Here is a 21,626-nt window from a genome sequence, read left to right on the forward strand (position 1 = left end):
GCGGCGCCGCGCGCCCCAACCAGTCACGCACGCGCGTCCGCACGGCGACCGATGCCGAACGTGAACGCCAGCGCGAGCACCAGCAACACGCCCTTGATGAAGTCCTGCATGTAGTAAGGCGCGTTCAGCATCGTCAGCCCGTTGAGCAGCACGCCGACGAACACCGCGCCCACGACCGTGCCGAACACGTTCGGCCGCTTGGCCCCCCACACGGCGTAACCCACCAGCGCGGCGGCCACCGCGTCGAGCAGCAGCGAATGCCCGGCGCTCGCGTCGCCGCGTCCGACCCGCGCGGCGATCAGCACGCCGCCCAGCGACGCGATCGCGCCCGACACGACATACGCGGCGACCCGGTAGCATGCGGCCGGCGCGCCGGCGAGCCGCGCGGCCGTTTCGTTGCCGCCGATCGCGTAAATCACGCGGCCCCAGCGCGTCGCTTCCATCGCGACGCAGGCCAGCACCGTCACCGCCGCGAGCAGCAGCACCGGCAACGGCACGACGTCGAACAGGCGCAGGCGCCCGAGCGCGAGAAACGCGGCGGGGAACACGCCCGTCGCGTCCGTGCCGTCGGGCAGCACCGAACCGGTCGCGAGCGATCGGCCGCCGGTCGGGATCAGTTGCAGGCCTGCCAGCAGGAACAGCGTGCCGAGCGTCGCGAGCTGGTCGGGCACGCGCAGCCGCGTAATCAGCAGGCCGTTGAACAACCCGGCGGCCACGCCGAGCGCGACGCAGGCGGCCACCGCCGCCAGCGTGCCGCCGTGCCAGACGACCAGCACGTAGCTGGCGGCCATCTGCGCGGACGCGGCCACGCTGCCCACCGACAGGTCGAAGCCGCCGGCCGCGAGCGTGATCGTCACGCCGATGCCGAGCAGCGCGACGATCGACACCGCCTGAAGGATGCTGAACAGGTTGTCGAGGTTCAGGAACGCGGGCTCCCTGAACGCGAACACGACGACGAGAACGGCCAGCACGAGCAGGATGCCCGTGCGTTCGAGCGCAGTGCGAATGCGGGCCGGCGCGGGACGGCCGGCCCGTTCGCCAGGCAATGCATCGGGCAAGACGGAAGTGGAAACGGGTTTCATGGGAGGCGCAGTCATTCAGGAGAAAGACGAAAGCGGATGGTCGAGCGTGGCGCGATCGAACCGCACGATGCGATCGGCGATTTCGGCTGCTTCTTCGAAATCGCTGACGAACACGAGCGTCGCGCGCTCGTGCGCGTGGCGCCGCAGCGTATCGACGATATCGGCGCGCGCGCCGGCATCGATGCCCTGGAACGGTTCGTCGAGCAGCAACAGCCGCGCGCGTTCCGCGTGCCAGCGCGCGAGCACGACTTTCTGCTGGTTGCCGCCGGACAGGCGCACGAGCCGGTCGTCCGCGCCCGTGCAGCGGATGCCGAAGGCGGCAATCGCGGCCGCGGCGGCGGCGCGTTCGCGGGCCGGCCGCAGCGCGCCGCCCGCAAACCAGCGCGACAGGAACGGAAAGCTGATCGTGCCGGCGATCGACGCGAACGGCACGCTGTCGGGAAACAACGACGTGCGCCAGCGGTCCTCGCCGGCCAGGAACACGCCGGCGCGAATGGCGTCGGCCGGCGAGCGCGGCCGCCATGGCCGGCCGTCGAGCGTCATCTCGCCGGCGGCCGCACGCACTGCGCCGAAGATCGCATTGGCAAGGCGCGACTTGCCGCCGCCGACCGGGCCCGCGATCGCGACGATCTCGCCGCGCCGGACGTCGAGATCGAACGGCGCACTGACCGGCGACAGCCGGAGGTTTCGCAGGCTGAGGCCCGCTTCGGGCGACGACGCGGCGCGGCCCGCGTCAGCCGCGCGCGCTTTCGGCAACGGCCGCCCGATCATCGTTTCCACCGCGGCATCGAAGTCGACCGGCGCGGCCAGATCGGCGACGATCCGGCCGTCGCGGACGATCGCCACACGATCGGCGATGCGGCGCAAGTCGCCGAGCCGGTGCGATACCAGCAGGATCGCGACGCCGTCGTCGCGCAACGCGTCCAGCAGCCCGAACAGCCGCTCCGCTTCCGGCGCGGACAGGCTCGCGGTCGGCTCGTCGAGGATCAGCAGGCCGGGCTGCCCGGCGAGCGCGCGCGCCAGCGTCACGCGCTGCTGATCGGCCAGCGACAGCGACGCGAGCGGCGCCGACAGATCGGCGTCGAGCCCGACGCGCTCGGCGAGCGGCCGCGCCGCGGCGCGCCGCGCGGCCGGCGGCACGCGCCACGGCGAGGCCGGATCGCACAGTCGGTCGAGCAGCAGGTTGTCGGCAATCGACAGCGTCGGCACGACGGCGTCGGCGACCGACTGGTGCACGGTGGCGACCCCGAGCCGCTTCGCCGCGTGCGGCGAAGCCGGCCGATAGGGTGCGCCGCGCAGCGTCAACGTGCCGCCGTCGGGCCGGATCACGCCGCTCAGGATCTTCACGAAAGTCGATTTGCCGGCGCCGTTCGCGCCCATCAGCGCGACGACTTCACCGGCGCCGATCGACAGGTCGAGCGCCGCCAGCGCGACGGTCGCGTCGAACCGTTTCGCGACGCCGGCGGCGCTCAGGACGGGCGACGCCGGTGATCGGCGCGGTCGATTTGCGGCGCCTGCGCTCATGGTCGTGCCCGCCGGCGCCCGTGCCGCTTCGGAAAGCCGTGCCGCCGTCCGGCCGGCCGGCCGTTCGCATTCGAAGCCGCGTTCGGCATCGCTCGCGAACGGCCGCCCTTCGATCGCGCTCCCGCAGGCGGATACGAAACGCTCGCCGTCATGCTTCGAGTCGGCGCAACCTGCTTCCGGATGAAACGGCACCTCGCGGTTCATGTCAGGCAACTCCCAGGTTCGTCGCTCCGCCGGGACGGCCGCATGCTGCGCCTGCTGCTCCCGATGCGGCCGGTCCGCGACCGGATAGTCGACTCTACCGCCCGGCATCGCGCGGCCCTACCAATGTTTTGCGGAATCGATATCCGTCCGACCGTCAGCGCCCGGACGCTGCGGACTGCCGGAACGACGCGCCATACGCACTGTCCGGCAGGCGATCGCCGCCGCCCAGGCGCGAGCGGAACGTCCCGCTCGGCGGCTGCGTCCGGTACAGGCCGCGCTTCTTCAATTCCGGCACGATCAGTTCGGCGAAATCGTCGAGCGTACCGGGGCTGATCAGCGGATTGAGCATGTAGCCGCTCGTCGTCGACTGCTGCGCGTGCTCGGCAAGCCGGTCCGCGACTTCATCCGGCGACCCGACGAGAATCAGGTCGGTGCCGCGCGTAACGCTCGCGAACTTGCGCCGCACGTCGCCGGCCGTCAGCGGCTTGCCGCTGCCGTCCGGTCGCACCACGTAGGACGTCAGCCCTTCCGTCTGCGTCGTCAGCGGCTCGTCGTCCGCATAACGATCGATGTCGATGCCCGTGTCGCCCGCGTAGCTGACGAGCTGCGCCTGCAGGTGATAGTGCTGCTGCAGCGCATGGTATTTCTCCTTCGCGTCGCTCGACGAGCGCGCCGTCACGATCCGAAGCACCGTCAGCGCCTTCACGTCGTCCGCCGCGCGGCCGTTTTCGACTGCAAGCCGGCGAATCTCGTCGAGGCCTGCGCGGATCTCGTGCGGATTCGACTTCGCGACGAACACCACTTCGGCGTGCTTCGCCGCGAATTCCCGTCCGCGCCCGGACCAGCCGGCCTGAATCAGCACCGGCGAGCGCTGCGGCGACGGCGCGCACACGTGCGGGCCATGCACGCGATAGTGCGCGCCTTCGTGCGCGATCGGCAGCACGCGGTCGCCGCGCGCATAGCGCAGCGCGTGCTTGTCCGCGACGACCGCGTCGTCCGCCCAGCTGCCTTCCCACAGCTTGTACACGACATCGAGAAACTCCTCCGCGCGTGCGTAGCGTTCGTCGTGGCCGATCATCCGGTCTAGCCCGAAATTGCGCGCCGCGCTCGTCAGGTAGGACGTCACGATGTTCCAGCCGATCCGGCCGTTGCTCAGGTGATCGAGCGTGCTGAAGCGGCGCGCGAGCGCGAACGGATGCTCGTAGGTCGTGCTCGCGGTCACGCCGAACGCCAGCCGCTCGGTCTGCGCGACGAGTGCCGGGATCAGCATCATCGGATCGTTCGCGGGCGACTCCACCGCCCACTGCAGTGCGGCGTCGGCCGACCCGCCGTACACGTCGTACAGGCCGAGCACGTCCGCGAAGAACAGCATGTCGAGATCGGCCTGCTCGGCCTTGCGCGCGAGGTCCGACCAGTACGCGAGCGTATTGGCGCGCAGCCGTTCGTCGGCGGGATGGGTCCAGAGGCTCGGCGCGCCGCCGCAGCCGACGCTGGCTTGTTCATAGAGGGAAAACAGCAGGGGGCGAGGATCGGACATCGTCATGCTCAATGCGGAACAGGGGAATCAGTTGGGTGCCGCCCACACGCCCGACGACGCGTTACGTGCGCGCGCGGGTGCGCGGTCGTCCGACTCGCGCGTCAGGTAGCGGTTGAGGCGTCTCTCGAGACGGGCGGCAGGAATCGTCAGCAGCGCGACCAGCACGACATAGACGAGCGCCGCGCCGGCCAGCGGCTCGTACACGCGCAACGTCTCGAAGCGCAGCGTGTTGGCCGTGCCCATCACGTCGAACACCGTGATGGTCGACGCGAGGACGGTCGATTTCAGCAGCAGGATCGCTTCGCCGGTGAGCGCGGGCAGCGCGAGCCGCCACGCGCGCGGGCCGACGATGCGGCGCAGCACACCGGCGCGCGTCATTCCGTACGCGTAGCCGGCCTCGATCTCGCCGGCCGGCACGCCGGCGATCGCGCCGCGCAGGATCGTCGCGACATACGCGCTTTCATTTACGCTCAACGCGACGACGGCATACCAGAACGCATCGCGCAACAATGGCGACGCCCAGCTGTCGCGCATCCATTCGCGCGGCACGATCTGGCCGAATCCGTAGTACAGCAGATAAAGCTGCACCAGCAGCGGTGTGCCGCGAATCAGCATGATCCAGCCGCGCGCGGACCAGCGAAGCGGCGCGTGGCGAGCGCCGGCGGCGAGCGCGAGCGGAATGCCGAGCAGCGCGCTGGCCACGCCGGACGACAGCATCAGCGCGAGCGTCGTCGGTACTGCGGCGAGCAGCTTCGGCATCACCGTATCGAGCAGGAACGGCAGCGAGAAGCTCATGCGGTTGCGCTCGTTGCGCCACGGTTCGCGTACCGTTCGAGCGCGGCGAACAGCCCCGTCGACGTGACGCTCAGCAGCAGGAACAGCGCCGCCGTGACCAGATAGAAGAACACGTAGTGCCGGGTCGCGCCGGCGGCGAGCTGGCTCGCCTTCAGCAGATCCGTAAACGATCCGAGCACGCTGATGAACGACGCATCCTTGGTCGCGTTCAGCCATACGTTGCCGACACCGGGCAGCGCGAGCCGCGCCGCGGCCGGCAGCCGGATGCGTCGCAACGTCTGCCACGGCGTCATCCCGTACGCGTGCGCGGCCTCGATCTGGCCGACCGGCACGTTGACGAGCGCCGCGCGGAAGATGTCGGTCAGATAGGCGCCCTGGATGAAACCGAGCGACAGAGCGGCGACGAGGAACGGCGGAAACGCGAAGCCGTCAGGCACCAGGCCGCCGCGGCGCAGCACGGCTTCGACGGCGGGCGCGATCGCATAGAACGCGAGCAGCAGGCACAACAGCTCGGGCAGCGCGCGCACGAGTGTCGTGTAGAGCCGGATGAACCACGCGAGCGGCGCGTGCCGCGACAGCTTGCCGAGCGCGCCGGCGATGCCGAGCAGCGTGCCGACGCCGAACGACGCGGCCGCGACGCCGAGCGTCAGCGCGAACGCGCTCGCGAAGATGCGGCCGTAACCGCCGTCGTCGAATGCGAGCAGCGCCAGCAGCGAATCGTCCGCGGCCATCGCTTCAACGGCCCTTCTCGATCGTGCCTTTCAGGTTCGGATAGCGCGCGGTGATCGCATCCCACGTGCCGTCCTGCTGCAGTTGCGCGATCGCGCCCGACAGCCGGTCGCGCAGCGCATCGCCGCGCCGCACGCCCGCGCCGATGCCGAGACCCAGCACCGGGTTGTCCGCGCAGGTGGCCTTGACCTCGAAATCCTTGCCGTCGCGAGACGACAGGAACGCCGTGAACAGGCCCTTCGCTTCCTGCACGTAATCGACCCGGCCGGAGACCAGATCGGCGAGCGCATTGTCGAACTTGTCGAAGGCCTTGATCTGCGCGTCCTGCTTGAAGCGCGCATCGAGGAAGGCCGAGAAATTGGTGCCGGCCTCGACGCCGATCACGCGGCCCTTGAAGCTCGCGGGCACCGCGCAATCGACGCGGCGCCGATCGCTTTTTGCGCCGACGAACACCGTCGGCGATTCGTAGTACGCACGACTGAAGTCGATCGCCTTCTGCCGTTCGCCGGTAATCGTCATCGACGACCAGATCACGTCGATCTTGCGGTTCTGCAGCGCCGGAATCAGGCCGTCCCACGCGATGTCGGCGAGTTCGCAGCGCACGTTCAGCTTGCCGCACGCGGCCTCGAGCACGTCGATTTCCCACCCTTTCCACTTGCCCGTGGCGTCCTTCGAGAAGAACGGCGGATACGACTCGGCGTCGATGCCGACGCGCAGCGTCGGTTGAGCCGCGTGGGCGGCGCACGCCGCGCCGAGCATGAACAGCGCGGCCGCGGCGCCGCGGACCCTGGAACGCATCAAACGATTCATTTGGCTGACTTCTGAAATAACGTCGGAATCACCGGCGTCGCGGCCGGCAGCAGGAGGCGAGACTGTAATGCGTGCCGACGCGTGTACCAAATGGTTATTTTTGCGATCGATATCCGATCCGGCGATATGCGGCGCTTGATGCACCTGTCGCCGCCGGCCCGGATCCGGAGGCGCTCCAGCAATCCAGTATCGAGGTGCCGTTCGCTCGACCAACTCCCCCTCCTGGCCTCCGCAAATACGGCCATCGGAAATGCAAAAGACCGGTCGGTGCAACCCGGCCGGCCTTTTGCTTTTCGCCATGCCGAAGCGTGCGCGAACCCGGTTCAGCCGTGGAACACGAGCAGCACCAACGGCATCGTGACCGCAGCAAGCGCCGTCTGTACCGTAATGATGCCGGCGGACAATCGGTGATCACCGCCGAGCAGCTTCGCCATGATGTACGCGGACGGTGTGCACGGCAGTGAATTGAACAGCACGATCGTCGTGAGTGCCGGGCCCCGGATGCCGAGGCTGAAACCGATCCAGAAGGTCAGCAGCGGCACGAGCAGCAACTTGATCACCGACGACTGGAACACGGGGCCGCGCGCCGCCTTCGCGGCCTTCACGTCGAGGCCTGCTCCCACCGCGAGCAGTCCGAGCGGGAGCGACGCGGCGCCGAGAATCGACAGCACACTCGCCACCACGCCCGGCAAACCCAGCCCGCCGAGATTGAACGCGGCGCCGAGCACGACCGACATGATGACCGGGTTCCTCAGCAGCGCGCCGCCGATCTGCGATGCCGATGGTGCGCCGCCACGGCCGTGCTGCATCAGGATAATGATCGACGCGACGTTCAGCAGCGGAATCGCGACCGCGATGCTGATCGACGTGAGCGTGAGACCGACGCTGCCATACAACGCCGCGGCTGCGGCAACACCCACATACGTATTGGGCCGTAACGCCCCCTGGATCACCGACGAAAACACCGCCCCCGGCTGCCGGCTCCACGCTCGCCACGCATACAGCAGCGCCGCGCTCGCGGCCACCGCGCCGAGGATCGCGATCGCGATCGGCCGCACCGGAAACTGCGTCAGATTGGCTTTCGCGACCTGGCTGAACATCAGCGCGGGAAACATGTAGTAGTAGTTCAGCGTTTCGCATGGCAGCCAGAATTCGTCCGGCAGCAGGCGGCGCTGCCGCAGCACGAATCCCGCCAGGATCAGCACGAAGATCGGAACCAGCGCGGTCAGGACATTCTGCATCGGTTGCGCTCCCGTCACGCGAAGACCAGCGTCTTCGCCAGCACGACCGCGCGATAGACGCCGATGAATGCGGCCATTGCGCGCTCGTACAACGGCGCACCGGCCCGCGCGAACAGCAGGTAGTCGCGCGAGATCGCCGCACGGTGCAGCGCAAGCAGCGTTTCAGCGGTATTCGGCGCGGGCCCGATCGTCGCGACGATGGTGGTCTTTGACATTTTTCTCGTCCGATTAAAGGCGGTGCCCAGAAATATGACAGAACCGTGAAATTCATAAAAAGAATAAAAAATACGAAATCCAGATCCAAAGGTAATTTAGACAACCGTCGGGATGATCGGACGATCGCGAGGGCAGAACGGCGCGCGCCTCCAGCCTCGCTACGCCGGGCCACGTAGCAGGAGCGGACCACTGATTCACGAAGATCGTCGCCACCCATGCTGGTGAAAGCCCTCCGCCACATCGCCATTCCGGCCGCGGGAGCGTCGTGTTCCTCTGCGTAAATCGGAGGACCAGATAACGGTATGAGAATTTCTTGGTTCTTGGATGCGTACCGCATCCAGAAAATACACGCTCCCGACAACCGGGCGCGCGACGCGCCGCCCCGCTTCACCCAAACAACGTCCCTCTTTCCCATGTTCAGCAGATCGTTTCGCACTACGTCGGGCCACGCGCTGCTCGTCGCCGCCCTTCTTGCCGCTTTTTCCGGTGTTGCTCGCGCGGACAGCACGCTCGACCGCATCCATCAACGTCACAAGATCGCGATCGGCGTGATCCTGTCGGGGCCGCCGTTCGGCTCGCTCGATCCCGCGACGCAAAAGCCGGTCGGCTTCAACGTCGATCTGGCGAACGACGTCGCGAAACGGCTCAGCGTCGACGTCGAGCTGACACCGGTGCAGCCGTCGAACCGCGTGCAGTTCCTGCAGCAGGGCAAGGTCGACGCACTGATCGCCAACATGGAGCTGACGACGGAGCGCGCGGAGATACTGTCGTATGCGCCGACGCCGTTCGAGTTCATCGGCGGCGCACTGATCGCGCGCAAGGACAGCGGCATCAAGACCTGGGCCGACGTGCGCGGCAAGCCAGTCTGCGTGTCGCAGGGCAGCAACTACACGAAGCCGCTCGCGACGGAATACGGCGCGCAGGTGAAGGCGTTCCGCGGCCAGCCCGAATCGCTGCTCGCGCTTCGCGGCAACAACTGCGTGGCCGCCGTGCACGTCGCGCCGACGTTGCGCATGCTCGTCGCGCGCAATCCGGACTGGAAGGACTATGCGACGCCGCTGCCGACCGACCTGATTCCGTCGCCGGCGGTGATCTGGGTCCGCAAGGGCGAGACCGATACGCAGAGCGCGCTCGACCGGATCGTCCAGGACTGGCATCGCAGCGGCTGGCTGCTCGACGTCGAGCGCAGGAACGGCATGACGCCGTCGCAAGGCGTGCTCGACCTGAACGCGAAGCTCAAGGCACAGCGCACATGACGGCAGCCGCCGCAGTCGATGCGCTCCGCAAGCTCGGCCTCGATTACAGCTTCGTGCTGGCCCCGGACGAACGCGCGTCGTTCGTGCACGGGATGGGCGCGACGCTCGAACTGTCGATCGCGACCGCGCTCGGCAGCCTCGCCTGCGGTGTCGCGCTCGCCGCGTTGCTGGTGTCGCCCAGCGCGGCACTGGCGCGCCCTGCGCGCGCATTCGTCGAAGTCACCCGCAACACACCGACGCTCGTCCAGTTGTTCTGCGCATTCCTCGTCGTCAACATGCTGATCAGCGCCGCATTGCGCGATCTGGGCGGCAATCCGCTGACGCCGTTCATCTGGAGCGTGATCGTGATCTCGCTGCACAAGGGCGCGTTCCATGCGGAAGCGCTGCGCGCCGGCCTCGAAGCGGTGCCGCGCGCCACGCTGGAAGCCGCGCAGTCGCTCGGCTACAGCCGCCGCCAGCGGCTCTGGCACGTGCAGCTGCCGCTCGCGGTGCGCTTCGCGCTACCGGCGCTCGTCAACAACCTGGTCGACCTCGTGAAGATGACGACGGTCGCGTCGGCGATCGCGGTCGGCGACGTCACCTATGCGTCGATCATGATCTGGACGCAGCGCGACAACGTGCTCGAGCTGATGATCCTGATCCTGCTCTTCTTCGGCGCGCTCACGTTCACGGTCAACCTCGCGGGGCGCTGGCTCGAACACCGCTTGAGGATACCCGGCTATGGCCATTGACTCGCTCGCTTCGCCCGCGCGCCTCGTGCGCTGGCCCGCGGTCGCGGCAACACTGGCCGCGCTGGCGGTCGTCGCGCTGGCCGTTGCCGGTCGCCGCCACCCGACGCTCGTCGCGCTCGTCACGTGGCTGCCCGCGCTCGGCAACGCGATGCTCGTCAACATCGGCATCAGCGCGCTAGCGATCCTGCTCGGCACGCTCGCCGGCCTCGTGCTCGGCCCGCTGACGCTGTCGCGGCTCGGCATCGCACGCGTTGCGGCGCGCGCCTACGTGCAGGTGTTCCGCAATGCGCCGCTGCTCGTGCTGATCTATTTCTCGACGTATGTATTCCCGTTCGAAATCAGGTTCGGCCATGCGTCGCTGCCGTTTCCGGACTGGTTCAAGGTGACGCTCGGCCTCGCGCTGCCGGCGAGCGCGAACTTCGCGGAAATCTTCCGCGGCGCGATCCAGTCGATTCCGCATGCGCAGTGGGACGCCGCACGCTCGCTCGCGTTCAGCCGCGTGCAGGTGTTCCGCTGGATCATCCTGCCGCAATGCGTGCGCCGCATGCTGCCGCCGTGGATGAACCTGTACGCGAGCATCACGATGGCCACCGCGCTCGCGTCGCTCGTCGGCGTGCACGACCTGCTCGACACCGCGCAGGTCGCGAGCAATACCGTCGCGCGCGCCGACTTCACCGTCGTCGTCTATTTCACGGTACTCGGCCTGTTTTTCGCGTACTGCTACCCGATTGCCCGTTTCACCCGCCTTCTCGAACGACGTCATGCATTCCACTGAAACTCCGCGCGGCGCGGACGAGCCGCTCGTCCGCCTGCGCGACGTGCATCTGTCCTACGGCACGACGCCCGTGCTGCGCGGTATCGATCTCGACGTGCACCGCGGCCAGGCCGTGTCCATCATCGGTCCGTCCGGCTCCGGCAAATCGACGATCCTGCGTTGCATCACGGGGCTATTGCGGCCGCAGCGCGGCCTGATCGACGTCGACGGCACGCGCGTCGACCGGCTCGCATCGGAGCGCGACGAAATCGCGCTGCGCAAGCGCGTCGGCTTCGTGTTCCAGCAGTACAACCTGTTTCCGCACCTGAGCGTGCTCGACAACCTCGTCGCCGCGCCGGTCAGGATTCTCGGCCGCGATCGCACCGAAGCCGTGCGCACCGCGCACGCGCTGCTCGAACGCGTGCGCCTCGGCGACAAGGCGCATGCGTACCCCGGCGAGCTGTCGGGCGGCCAGCAGCAGCGCGTCGCGATCGCTCGCGCGCTCGCGATGCAGCCCGACCTGATCCTGTTCGACGAGGTGACGTCCGCGCTGGATCCGGAAACCGTCGGTGACGTGCTGGCGGTGATCCGGGATCTCGTGCGCGACGGCATGACCTGCGTGCTCGTCACGCACGAGATGCGGTTCGCCGAGGAAATCAGCGACGTCGTCTACTTCACCGAGGCGGGCGTGATCGTCGAGCACGGGCCGGCCACGCAACTGTTCCGGGCGCCGCAAAGCACGCGCACGCGGGCTTTCCTCGCGCATGCGCTCGGCCCGGCCGGCAGCCCGCACGCCAGCCGCGACAGCGCGCCGATCGCACTCGACCTGACGCGCTTCGCGGTCTGAGTCAACGCACTGCGTAGCGGCTCGGCGGCCGCGCGAGCCCGAGATGATCGCGCAGCGTCGTGCCCTCGTATTCGGTGCGGAACAAGCCGCGCCGTTGCAACTCCGGCACGACATGCTCGACGAAATCGTCGAGTCCGCCCGGGAAGTAGGGCGGCATGATGTTGAAGCCGTCCGCGGCGCCACCCTCGAACCATTCCTCCAGCGCGTCCGCGACCTGCGTCGGCGTGCCCCACACGATCCGGTGCCCACGTGCGCCGGCGACGAGATAGTACAGTTCGCGCAGCGTGAGGTTCTCGCGGCGTGCGAGATCGGTCAGCAGCTTCGCGCGGCTCTTCAACTGATCGGATTCGGGCAAGTCGGGCAGCGGGCCGTCGAGCGGATACTTCGACACGTCGTGGCCGAGACGGTCGGACAGCAGCGTCAGCGCGCCCGACGTGTCCGTCCATTGCTGGAGCTGCGCATACTTGTCCTTGGCCTCCTGCTCGGTGCGACCGATCACCGGAAATACGCCCGGCATCACGGCCAGTGCGTCCTCCGCGCGGCCGTATGCCGCGAGCCGCCCCTTCAGGTCGCGATAGAACGCCTGTGCTTCCTCGAGCGTCTGCTGCGCGGTGAACACCACTTCAGCGGTGCGCGCGGCAAGCTCCTGACCGGGGCCCGACGAGCCGGCCTGAATCACGACCGGATGACCCTGCGGCGGGCGCGACGCGTTCAGCGGCCCCTTCACGTTGAAGAAGCGTCCTGCGTGATCGAGCACGTGCACCTTCGCCGGGTCGAAATATACGCCGCGCGCCTTGTCCCTGACGACCGCGTCGTCGTCCCAGCTGTCCCAGAGCCCTTTCACGACGTCGACGAATTCGCCGGCCATCTCGTAGCGCTGCGCGTGATCGGGATGGTTGCCGCGCGTGAAGTTCGCCGCGGTGCGGTCGTACGAGGTCGTCACGACGTTCCATGCCGCGCGCCCACCGCTCAGGTGGTCGAGCGATGCGAACACGCGTGCGATGTGGTACGGCTCGCTGTACGTCGTCGACGCGGTCGCCGCGAGGCCGATGTGCCGCGTATGCATCGCGAGCGCGGACAGCAGGCTCAGCGGCTCGAAGCGCATCGCCATCGACGGGTGCGCGTCCGGGCCGCTCGTCAGGCCGTCGGCGAGGAAGACCATGTCGAACTTCGCACGCTCGGCGGTCTGCACGACGCGGCGCAGCAGGTCGAAGTTCTCGCTGCCGGATTCGGCGTCGGGGTGGCGCCAGCCGGCGACGTGGTGCCCGGCGCCCTGAAGGAACAGCCCCAGGCGCATCTGGCGGCGGGAAGGTGTGCTGCGATCGGTGCTCATGATTGAAGCGACGTAAAGGTGTGGAAAAGGCGTGCGAGATCGGCCGTGCTTCGCATCGTGTCGATCAGTTCCGGCACGAACGCGAGCGCGGGATCGTGGGCAGTTGCATCCGCGAACTTCGCGGCGAGATCGTCGGTGCCGACGAGGCGCTCGGTGCGCCGCTGCAGCGTGTCGCCGCCGCGAAGCGCGATCTCGACGACCGAGAAGCGCGTCGCGGGATCGGTCGACGCGCGCGGCGCCGCGGCATCGTGGCGCCGCGTCACGCGTGCGGCGAGCGCGATCAGGTCGTCGCGCACGGGCACGTCGGCGAACGTCGCGACACCGGGCGGCCCGTCCGTCAGCGCGGCGGCCACCGCGTATTCCACGCTGAAGCGTGCTTCGAGGCCGGTTGCCGGCAGCCGGTTCGACAGCGGCGTGTCGCCGCCTGGCGGGAAGGTGACCGCGATGCCATCGATGTCCGCCGGCACGATGCGGTGGCGAGCGCGCAGATCGAGCGCGGCCTGTACCGCGTAATGGGTTGCCGTGCAGCACGGCCACGGCTTGAAGTACAGGCCGGGCGACACGATCTGCCACGGCGCGCCCCAGTCGGCCAGCACGCGCGCCGGCTGCGCCGCGCCGCCGCCGAACACGGCGAAGAATCCTTCCGGGCCGTCGAGTGCGCCCGGTGCGCCGGCCAGTCCCGCCTCCGCGAGTTCGGCGGCGAACAGGCCCGCGCGCGCCGCCAGGCCCGCGTGCAACGGCTTGACCTCGCTGCCGAACTGCAGCCGCAGCCCGGCCGATTGCGTCGCGGCAATGCCGAGTGCGTTGTCGGTGGCCGCCGCATCGAGCCCGAGCAGACGTGCCGCGGCGGCGGCCGCGCCGAGCGTGCCGAGTGTCGCGGTGTTGTGGAAGCCGAGTTCGTAGTGGCGGCTGCCGAGCGCGAGACCGACCCGCGCCATCGTCTCGACGCCGACGACGTATGCGTCGAGCAGGTCCAGCGCGCTGCGTGCGCGCACCTGCGCGAGCGCGAGCAGCGCCGGCAGTAGCACGGTGCCCGGATGGCCGCGCACGCTGCTGTGCACGTCGTCGTAGTCGAGCGCGTGGCCTGCATAGCCGTTGAGCAGTGCCGCATCGTGCGGCGACGCCGGAGTCGCGCGACCGATGACCGCTGCCGCCCCGGCCGAATCGCGGCCGCACACCGCCAGCAGCTTGCGGTAACCGCTGTCGCGCGCGCCGGCGAACGCGGCGGCAAGAAAATCGAGCAGGCCGCGCCGCGCGGCTGCGATGGCGGATGGATCACGCGCGGGCGCGGCGCACGCGATCGCGGCGGCCAGCCGGCGCGTGATGCCGTCGGGAATCGAGTGGGAAGACATGTCGGCAGTTGGGAAGTCGCGAAATGCCGCAACGGGCGGCGCAGCCGGATCCTTCCGGTTCCGGCTCCGATGGGAGCGTCGGATACTAGCGAAGCATTCGCACGGGCCCAACCAAGTATTCGAGCTTTCTATATCGCGTATTCAGCGCTGCCTGAGGGGAGCCAGATAACTTCGCTCCGTGCATGACGCTGTCGATGAACCGGGTGATTGCCGACCGGCAGCTTGCTGCTGCCGTGATGCGTCAGGTCGGCAGTCGACACGAGCCGTGCCGCCGACATGGCGGAACGACGAAATTCCAAGGAAGAATCAATTGGAAAGCTGAATCAGGACGGGATTTCCCAGGCGTCTGAATGCACTGTCCAATCGATTTACTGCGCGGCGCCATCGCCATGATCCACGACGGAAGGCGCGCCGCAGGCGACAAATCGTGCTTCGACACCGCTTCGCACGACCAGGTCGAAGCGCTCCGGCCGAATATGAAACAGCGTGGACTCGCACGTGCGGCCGTCAGCCAGACGAGACGTACGCCGCAACACCAGCAACGGCCCCTGCTTGCCGGTCTTTAGCAGGGCGGCGATATCGTCCGGCGCGGCCACGGCCGTCACCGACATGTCGGCGTCGGCAATGCGCCAGCCGAGCAACTGCTCCAGCAGTTCGTAAGTCGGCATGCTATCGGCCTGCGCATAAGCGACGTCACGTGCCTCAGGCAACAGACAGGTCTGCGCGAGCGCGATCGGCTCGTCGTCGACCCAGTGCAGGCGTTCGAGATAAATGCAGCGCGTGACGTCGGCCGCGAATACTTGCTGCAAGCCCGGCGGTACGTCACATGTTTCCATTCGCAGCAATTCCATCCGTGCGCGTGCGCCCTGCCCGGCGATCGAATCGTGGAGCCCGCGCAGCACGTCGAGCCGATGCCGCAGCCGCTGCTTCGCGGCGAAGGTCCCTTTGCCCTGCTTGCGTTCGACGATGCGAGCGTCGGCCAGGCGATCGAGCGCGAGCCTGACGGTCACGCGGCTCACCGAGAAGCGCTCGCTCAGTTGCGCCTCGGACGGCAGTTTGCCGGTCGGCTCGTAGATGCCCTGCTCGATCTCATCGCGCAGCGTCGCCGCGATCTGCTCGTAGAGCGACGTCGCATCGTCACGTACCAACGTCATCGGTTTTTCCCTTCCGTGCCCGGCCCGCGCTATGCGCGATTCCCGATATCGATATGAAAAGCAATTGGATCGCCCAACTTGTATTAATACGTATTATGACATCTCGACAGACATCCGGTCCGCCACTGCAGGGCCTGACGCACGGGGAGCATACCAGTGACCGACAACGCAATCGGCACGCCGCCGCTCGATGGCACGCGTGCAGGCTGGCCGCCACCGGCCGAACCAGCGGCACACGCGCCGGCCGATCCGCACGCGGCTGCGCACGGACGCGCTACGCAATGGCGGGCACGGATCGGCTTCGGCGCCGCATGGCTGGCATTCTTCGCGATCGCGTGGTGGCTGCCCGCGCCCGCGCATCTGTCCGCGGAAGGCACCGCGACGCTCGCCGTCGTCGCGTGGGTCGCGATCGTATGGATCACCGATGCGATTCCCGTCGGCGTGAGCGGCATCCTGCTGCCGATGCTGCTCGTGCTGTCGCACGCGAGCCCGTCGTTTCCGAAGGCGGCCAGCGGCTTCGCCGCGCCCGTCGTGTTCCTGTGCCTCGCCGCGTTCCTGTTCTCCGCGATCATGCAGGCGTGCGGGCTCGACCGGCGCATCGCGCTGCTGCTGCTCGACCGCCTGAAGGTGCGCACCGCCAACGGCGTGATCTGGGCGATGTTCGCGGTGAACTGCGTGATGGCGCTCGTCGTGCCCGCCGCGAACGCGCGCGCGGCCACGCTGCTGCCCGTCACGAACGGCATCGTCCGGCTGTTCGGCGAATCGCCGCGCGAGCGCGCCGCCAGAAAGGCGATCGTGATCCAGACGCTCGTGTACGGCGCGATGATCAGCGGCATGTGCATCCTGACGGCTCACCTGCCGAACATGGTCGTGTCCGGGCTGCTCGAGAAACAGCTCGGCATCCGGATCTCGTATCTCACGTGGCTGAAGCTGCAGTGGCCGTACCTCGGGATGTTCGCGATCACGCAGGGCTGGGTGCAGTTCTATTTCCGCTCGCGCGCCATCGCGATTCCCGGTGGCCGCGGCGCGATCGCGGCGATGCGCCGCGCGCAGGCGCCTGCGACACGCAACGACTGGACCGTGCTCGCGTTGTTTTCGGCCGTCGCCGTGTTGTGGGCGACCGAGCCGCTCCATCACCTTCCGTCGGAGATCGTCGCGCTGATCGCGCTCGCGCTGCTGTTCGCACCCGGCGTGCTGCGCTTCGGCTGGGCCGAAGTCGAGCAGCGCACGATCTGGGGCACGCTGTTCCTGCTGGCCGGTGCGCTGTCGATGTCGGCGGCGATCAGCGCGTCGGGCCTCGCGAGCTGGGCCGCCGATCACATCTATGTCGCCGCGCGCGGGCACGGCTGGTGGCTCACGATCGCGATCGTGATGCTCGGCACGCACGTGATCCGCATCGGCATGTTGTCCAACGTCGCGGCCGTCACGATGATCGCGCCGATCGCACTCGCGCTGGCACCGCGCCTCGGGCTGCATCCGGTCGCGTTCACGATGCTCGTCAGCGACACCGACAGCTTCGCGTACCTGCTGCCGACGCAGATCACCGCCGGCGTCATCGCATACAGCAGCGGCGCATTCTCGACGGCCGACTACGCGAAGGTCGGCGTGGTGTCGGTGCTGATCGCGATCGTCTATGGCCTCTGCGTGATCGCGCCGTGGTACGCGTACATGGGTGTCCCGGTCTGGGACGCGAGCGCGCCCTGGCCGTTCGCGCATTGAAGCACGCCGCTTTCCATCGACATCATTTTGCATTCCAGATGAACGAATCCAAAGACGTCCTCGATACCGTTGATGCCCGCGCCGCCGCGCTGCGCGACCGCCTCGGCCCGCACGTAGCACCCGCAGGCCTGTACGAACGCCACAAGCGCCTGCCGTTCGCCGGGCGCGTGCAATGCAATGTCGCACGCGTCGAAGCCGGCGAATGGAGCGAGATCGTGCTCGATTACGAGGTCGGCTCGTCCGGCATCGCCGACGGCGGCTGGCTGAAGGCCACCTTCAAGTTCTATTCGGACTGGGCGCTGTTCCAGACGAGCGATCCGAGCGCGGCCAATTACATCAGCGCCGAATACCACGCCGCGCCGCTCGTGCCCGGCCAGAGCCCGGCCACGGTGCAGGCGCTGAACGTGCGCTTCGACCAGAAGGGACACGAGCGGCCGTTCCAGAAAGCCGTGATCGTCGATGTCGTCGACGGCTACGTCAATGCGGGCGACCGGATCGTGATCCGCCTCGGCGACCGCCGCCGCGGCCCCGGCACGCGCGTGCAGACCTTCGCCGAGGACAACTTCCGCTTCCGGCTCTACGTCGATCCGCTCGGCACGTCGCGCTTCGTCGCGGTGCCCGGCGACGTATCGATCGACATCCGCGCCGGCGCGCCGGCCGATGTGCTGCTGAACGGCCCGCGCTTCGTGCAGCCGGGCACGCGCGCGCCATTCCGGCTGTCGCTGCAGGACCGCTGGGGCAATGCGTGCCGCGACGTCGGCGGCGCGGTACGCGTGACCGCGTACGACGCGCGCGGCGAAGCCGTCTACCGGTGCGAGCACGCGCTGCCCGACGCGGGGTTCGCGAGCGGCGCGCTCGACGACCTGCCGACCGATGCCGGCACGCTGCGGATCGTGGCCGACATGCCCGCGCGGCCCGACGTACGCGCGGCCGAAGCGTGGCTCACGGTCGACGCGTCGCTGCCCGCGCCGCGCGCGCTGTATGCGGACCTGCACGTCCATGCGCACGACACGGTCGGCACCAACAGCCCCGAATACAACGCGCGTTATGCGCGCGACATCGGCGGCATCGACGTGCTCGGCTACACGGCGAACGATTTCCAGATCACCGACGAGAACTGGCAGCTCGGCGTCGATGCGGTCGAGCGCTTCAACGAGCCCGGCCGCTTCGTCGTCTATCCGGTGCAGGAATGGTGCGGCAGCTCGACCGCGGGCGGCGACCACAACGTCGTGTTCCTCGGCAACGCGCGGCCGGATTTCCCGTACAACGCGCGCGGCGAACACAACCGCACGCTCGTCTGGAACGAGGACATGAAAGGCCATGCGGTCGAACTCGGCCGCTGGCCCGTCGAGGAGCTGTGGGACGCTTATGCGGACGATGCCGCGCAGCATCTGGTGATGCCGCATGTCGGCGGCCGCCGCTACATCCCCGACTGGCACCATCCGGAGCTCGAGCGGCTCGTCGAGATCGCGTCCTCATGGGGGCATTTCGGCTGGCTGTACCAGGACGTGATCGCGCGCGGCTACCGGCTTGGCGTAGCGGCCAGCGGCGACGAGCATCGCGGCCGGCCGGGCGGCGGCGCGCCCGGCGTGCAGGTGTTCGGCGTGCACGGCGGGTTGACCGGCGTGCTCGCGCCCGCGCTCGACCGGAAAAGCGTCGGCGCAGCGCTGCGCGCGCGCCGCACGTGGGCGACCACCGGCGAGCACAGCGCGCTGCTCGTGCGCTGCGGCGAGCATTGGCAAGGCGACGCGTTTACGCACCGCGGGCCCGCGCGGCTCGACTACCGGCTGCTCGGCCAGTCGGGCTGGGAATACGTGGCCGCCTACGATCACGACGGCCTGCTGTGGGAGCGCGACCTGCATGCCGAACTCGGTTACGCCGAGCGCCTGATTCGTGTCCGCTGGGGCGGCGCGCGCATTCGCGATCGCTACCGCTGGGCCGCATGGCGCGGCCGGATCCGCATCGTCAACGGCACGATCCATCGGTTCGGATCGAACGGGTTCGAGCATGTCGAGGAGTCGGCATGGCGCACCGGCGCGACCGACGTCGAGTTCCGCAGCGACACCTACGGCGATGCCGACAGTATCGAACTCGACGTCGGCAATCTCGCCGCCGCGACGATCGTGGTCGAAGGCACGATCGACGGCTTCGCCAAGGTCGACGATCCGCTGCAGCGCAATCCGTTCGTGCATGCGCCCGCGTTCCGTTTCGAAATCAGCGGCGCGGAACTGCTCGCGCGCGGCGCGGCAACGCATGCGCTCGGCGGCACCGAGCTGTTCGTCGCGGTCGAGCGGCTGACCGACCGGCCGCTGCCCGTCGATCTCGCGGGCAGCATCGACGTGGCGCCCGGCAATGCGCCGTTCGGATGCCGTCCCGTGTATTTCTTCGGACGGCAGCGCAACGACAGCAAGGCGTGGTCGTCGGCGCAGTTCATCACGTTCGACCAGGAAGCTCCAGCAAAATGATTTGAGGGGGCGGTTAACCAGCCGCATGCGCTGCTAGCCCCCTTCGTTGGTTCGCCGCAGCTTGTCCTGGCTATTCCGGACTCGGCAAGCCCAGCCGCCAGCTCAAATTTCTGCGCGCTCGCGTCTCGCAGCGTGTGTAGAAGAAATCCGTCAGATAGATGCGCGGGCGTGCGAGCAGCCCGCGAAGAATCGTCCGTTCATGAAGGTCGTAAGCCCGGTCGTCAAGATCGGGGCGCTCTGCCCGCAGGCGCCGACCGTCTTCACGAAACCGGCTGCGAGAAGCGCCGAGCACTGCCAGGTCGATGTCGCACACGAAACGGGTATCCAGTTCTGCGGCAAGCCCCAAGTGGGTCGTCGCGAGAATCATCGCGCAGATACGGTCGCACGCGCGGATTCGCTCCCCTGCCTGGCGTCTGAACCAGTCCGCGCTACGCGGCTCGTTATCTTGTGCGCCCGGAACGAAAATCACGTCATGGAACCAGAGCGCGAGCTCGACGGCGTCCGGTTCGGGAATCGAGTCGCGCGCCAGGTCGAGATGACGCAAACATCGTCGTACATGCGTGAGCGTATGGTAATGGCGCGCCGGCTCCATATAGCATCGCGCCAGCATGCGATAGACATCCTCGGCATGGGTCCCGCCGCTGCACGACCACAACGCGACGAACCGCGCCCGCGTCCGGTTCACGTTCGCTCCTTGGCCCGGGACGGCTGCGCATGATCGCCCGGTACCGACATTAGCGCGATGCGCTCAGAGAAATTCACTGCGGATGTCGATACTCGACCGCTGTCCGATGTTTCCGTAGTGATGCGCGAGCCACGTATCCGCTTCGCGTCGCCCGTAGTCATGCAGTTCGCTGAGAAATCCCCAATCCGCGTTGTACTTGCTCGATACGCTCAACGTGCACAGAGCGTCGTCGGCGCGAATGGAATGGATCAGCATTTCCTTCATCTCGCCGCGTTTTATCGTGCCTTGCCGAATCAGGTCGGTGACGAACGAGATGGCTCGCATCTCGCGCATCAGCGACGAGTTGAAACTGATCTCGCTGATACGGTTGAGAATTTCCGCAGCCGTGATCGGCACGCCGCGGCGCACGAGCGGATTGATGTGCACGATCACGACGTCGCGCGTCGCGCAATTGTAGATGAGAGGATAGATGGCCGGATTACCCATGTAACCGCCATCCCAGTAGTACTCGCCATCGATCGTGACCGCCTGGAACAGTGTCGGCACGCATGCCGACGCAAGTACCGCGTCTGCACTGACATCCTGTCCCGTGAAGATGCGTATTTTCCCCGTCTCGACATTGGTTGCGCACAGGTACAGCCGGATCGGACAGTGCTTGCGCAGCGCGTCGAAATCGACCTGGCTTTCGAGCACTTCGCGCAGCGGGTTCAGGTTGTTCGGATTGAACTGATAGGGCGAAAAAACGCGCAGCATCATGTCGGCGAATGCATACAGCGGCGAATGATCGAGCCCGAAGCTGTGCGTGCCCTTCAGCCAGGGCACCCAACGCAGCGGGTTGTAGCGTTCCGCCGATTGCGCGACTGCCCGCCAGAAGTCGTGCAGGGCCTGGCGCGCACCGTCTTCGCCGCCTTTTTGCAGCCCGTATGCGAGTACAGCCGCGTTCATCGCGCCGGCGCTGGTTGCACTGACGCCCTCTATTTCTAGCCTGCTGTCTTCGAGCAGACTGTCAAGCACACCCCAGGTAAAGGCGCCGTGCATCCCGCCTCCCTGCAAGGCCAGCGCGATCTGTTTGCGCGGTCCATCATTGCGGCGTCTTGCGTGCGTGGTTGTCATGCCCGTCTCCCCAGCTCTCCGTCATGCGGAGCAGCGGCAGGTAATGGACGATATGTCGTCATGCGATACGTCGTCGTGC

General features: G+C 67.9%; 19 protein-coding genes. 6 read left to right on the forward strand and 13 right to left on the reverse strand.

Annotation, left to right across the window (positions count from 1 at the left end):
* Positions 1 to 23: 23 nt before the first annotated feature.
* The 8 genes from MRS60_RS34415 to MRS60_RS34450 all read right to left on the reverse strand — a co-directional run bounded on the left by MRS60_RS34415 (position 24) and on the right by MRS60_RS34450 (position 8,137).
* Positions 24 to 1,082, reverse strand: coding sequence for an ABC transporter permease (locus MRS60_RS34415; protein ID WP_243567047.1), 1,059 nt, complete (start codon positions 1,080 to 1,082; stop codon positions 24 to 26).
* Between the two features lie 15 nt (positions 1,083 to 1,097).
* Complete coding sequence (locus MRS60_RS34420; RefSeq protein WP_243567443.1) at positions 1,098 to 2,606, reverse strand: sugar ABC transporter ATP-binding protein; 1,509 nt, start codon at positions 2,604 to 2,606, stop codon at positions 1,098 to 1,100.
* A 358-nt stretch (positions 2,607 to 2,964) separates the two neighbouring features.
* Complete coding sequence (locus MRS60_RS34425) at positions 2,965 to 4,347, reverse strand: LLM class flavin-dependent oxidoreductase (RefSeq protein ID WP_243567049.1); 1,383 nt, start codon at positions 4,345 to 4,347, stop codon at positions 2,965 to 2,967.
* 27 nt (positions 4,348 to 4,374) lie between these two features.
* A complete protein-coding gene (locus MRS60_RS34430) occupies positions 4,375 to 5,142 on the reverse strand; it encodes an ABC transporter permease subunit (protein ID WP_034184620.1) in 768 nt (255 codons plus the stop codon).
* Positions 5,139 to 5,873 carry an ABC transporter permease gene (locus tag MRS60_RS34435; protein ID WP_034184621.1) on the reverse strand — a complete coding sequence of 245 codons (735 nt, stop codon included), beginning with the start codon at positions 5,871 to 5,873 and terminating at the stop codon, positions 5,139 to 5,141. The genes MRS60_RS34430 and MRS60_RS34435 overlap by 4 nt, the downstream gene beginning before the upstream one ends.
* A gap of 4 nt (positions 5,874 to 5,877) precedes the next feature.
* Positions 5,878 to 6,681: a transporter substrate-binding domain-containing protein gene (locus MRS60_RS34440; RefSeq protein WP_105391458.1), complete on the reverse strand. Its 804-nt coding sequence runs from the start codon at positions 6,679 to 6,681 to the stop codon at positions 5,878 to 5,880.
* A 323-nt stretch (positions 6,682 to 7,004) separates the two neighbouring features.
* Positions 7,005 to 7,922, reverse strand: a complete 918-nt coding sequence (locus MRS60_RS34445; RefSeq protein ID WP_034184623.1) for an AEC family transporter — start codon at positions 7,920 to 7,922, stop codon at positions 7,005 to 7,007.
* Positions 7,923 to 7,936: 14 nt separating this feature from the next.
* On the reverse strand, positions 7,937 to 8,137 hold the full coding sequence (locus tag MRS60_RS34450; RefSeq protein ID WP_243567052.1) for a hypothetical protein: 201 nt from the start codon (positions 8,135 to 8,137) through the stop codon (positions 7,937 to 7,939).
* A gap of 414 nt (positions 8,138 to 8,551) precedes the next feature.
* Between MRS60_RS34450 and MRS60_RS34455 the strand changes: the two genes are divergently transcribed.
* From MRS60_RS34455 to MRS60_RS34470, 4 genes are read left to right on the forward strand one after another with little or no spacing between them, the layout of a single operon-like run.
* Positions 8,552 to 9,394 carry a transporter substrate-binding domain-containing protein gene (locus MRS60_RS34455; RefSeq protein WP_432207862.1) on the forward strand — a complete coding sequence of 281 codons (843 nt, stop codon included), beginning with the start codon at positions 8,552 to 8,554 and terminating at the stop codon, positions 9,392 to 9,394.
* Positions 9,391 to 10,125, forward strand: coding sequence for an amino acid ABC transporter permease (locus MRS60_RS34460; protein ID WP_034184626.1), 735 nt, complete (start codon positions 9,391 to 9,393; stop codon positions 10,123 to 10,125). Before MRS60_RS34455 ends, MRS60_RS34460 begins: the two co-directional genes overlap by 4 nt.
* A complete protein-coding gene (locus MRS60_RS34465; RefSeq protein WP_034184627.1) occupies positions 10,115 to 10,900 on the forward strand; it encodes an amino acid ABC transporter permease in 786 nt (261 codons plus the stop codon). The genes MRS60_RS34460 and MRS60_RS34465 overlap by 11 nt, the downstream gene beginning before the upstream one ends.
* Positions 10,887 to 11,726: an amino acid ABC transporter ATP-binding protein gene (locus MRS60_RS34470; RefSeq protein ID WP_034184628.1), complete on the forward strand. Its 840-nt coding sequence runs from the start codon at positions 10,887 to 10,889 to the stop codon at positions 11,724 to 11,726. The genes MRS60_RS34465 and MRS60_RS34470 overlap by 14 nt, the downstream gene beginning before the upstream one ends.
* A gap of 1 nt (position 11,727) precedes the next feature.
* On the opposite strand, the gene MRS60_RS34475 is transcribed toward MRS60_RS34470, so the two are convergent.
* From MRS60_RS34475 to MRS60_RS34485, 3 genes are all read right to left on the reverse strand, one after another.
* Positions 11,728 to 13,059: an LLM class flavin-dependent oxidoreductase gene (locus MRS60_RS34475; protein ID WP_034184629.1), complete on the reverse strand. Its 1,332-nt coding sequence runs from the start codon at positions 13,057 to 13,059 to the stop codon at positions 11,728 to 11,730.
* Entirely contained in the window at positions 13,056 to 14,411 is a 1,356-nt protein-coding gene (locus MRS60_RS34480; protein WP_034184630.1) for an MmgE/PrpD family protein, read from the reverse strand. Before MRS60_RS34480 ends, MRS60_RS34475 begins: the two co-directional genes overlap by 4 nt.
* 368 nt (positions 14,412 to 14,779) lie before the next feature.
* The gene (locus tag MRS60_RS34485; protein WP_034184631.1) at positions 14,780 to 15,565 is read right to left on the reverse strand and encodes a GntR family transcriptional regulator; all 786 of its coding nucleotides are present in this window, start codon (positions 15,563 to 15,565) and stop codon (positions 14,780 to 14,782) included.
* Positions 15,566 to 15,721: 156 nt separating this feature from the next.
* Here MRS60_RS34485 and MRS60_RS34490 point away from each other — a divergent pair, with 156 nt between their 5' ends.
* Both MRS60_RS34490 and MRS60_RS34495 read left to right on the forward strand, forming a co-directional pair.
* On the forward strand, positions 15,722 to 17,284 hold the full coding sequence (locus MRS60_RS34490) for an SLC13 family permease (protein WP_243567056.1): 1,563 nt from the start codon (positions 15,722 to 15,724) through the stop codon (positions 17,282 to 17,284).
* A 38-nt stretch (positions 17,285 to 17,322) separates the two neighbouring features.
* Positions 17,323 to 19,749 carry a hypothetical protein gene (locus MRS60_RS34495; protein ID WP_243567058.1) on the forward strand — a complete coding sequence of 809 codons (2,427 nt, stop codon included), beginning with the start codon at positions 17,323 to 17,325 and terminating at the stop codon, positions 19,747 to 19,749.
* A gap of 70 nt (positions 19,750 to 19,819) precedes the next feature.
* On the opposite strand, the gene MRS60_RS34500 is transcribed toward MRS60_RS34495, so the two are convergent.
* Both MRS60_RS34500 and MRS60_RS34505 read right to left on the reverse strand, forming a co-directional pair.
* Complete coding sequence (locus MRS60_RS34500) at positions 19,820 to 20,359, reverse strand: hypothetical protein (RefSeq protein ID WP_175748368.1); 540 nt, start codon at positions 20,357 to 20,359, stop codon at positions 19,820 to 19,822.
* Positions 20,360 to 20,497: 138 nt separating this feature from the next.
* Positions 20,498 to 21,547 carry a patatin-like phospholipase family protein gene (locus MRS60_RS34505; RefSeq protein WP_243567061.1) on the reverse strand — a complete coding sequence of 350 codons (1,050 nt, stop codon included), beginning with the start codon at positions 21,545 to 21,547 and terminating at the stop codon, positions 20,498 to 20,500.
* Positions 21,548 to 21,626 lie beyond the last annotated feature (79 nt).

It is taken from the genome of Burkholderia pyrrocinia (assembly GCF_022809715.1).
GTDB classification, from domain to species: Bacteria; Pseudomonadota; Gammaproteobacteria; order Burkholderiales; family Burkholderiaceae; genus Burkholderia; species Burkholderia pyrrocinia_C.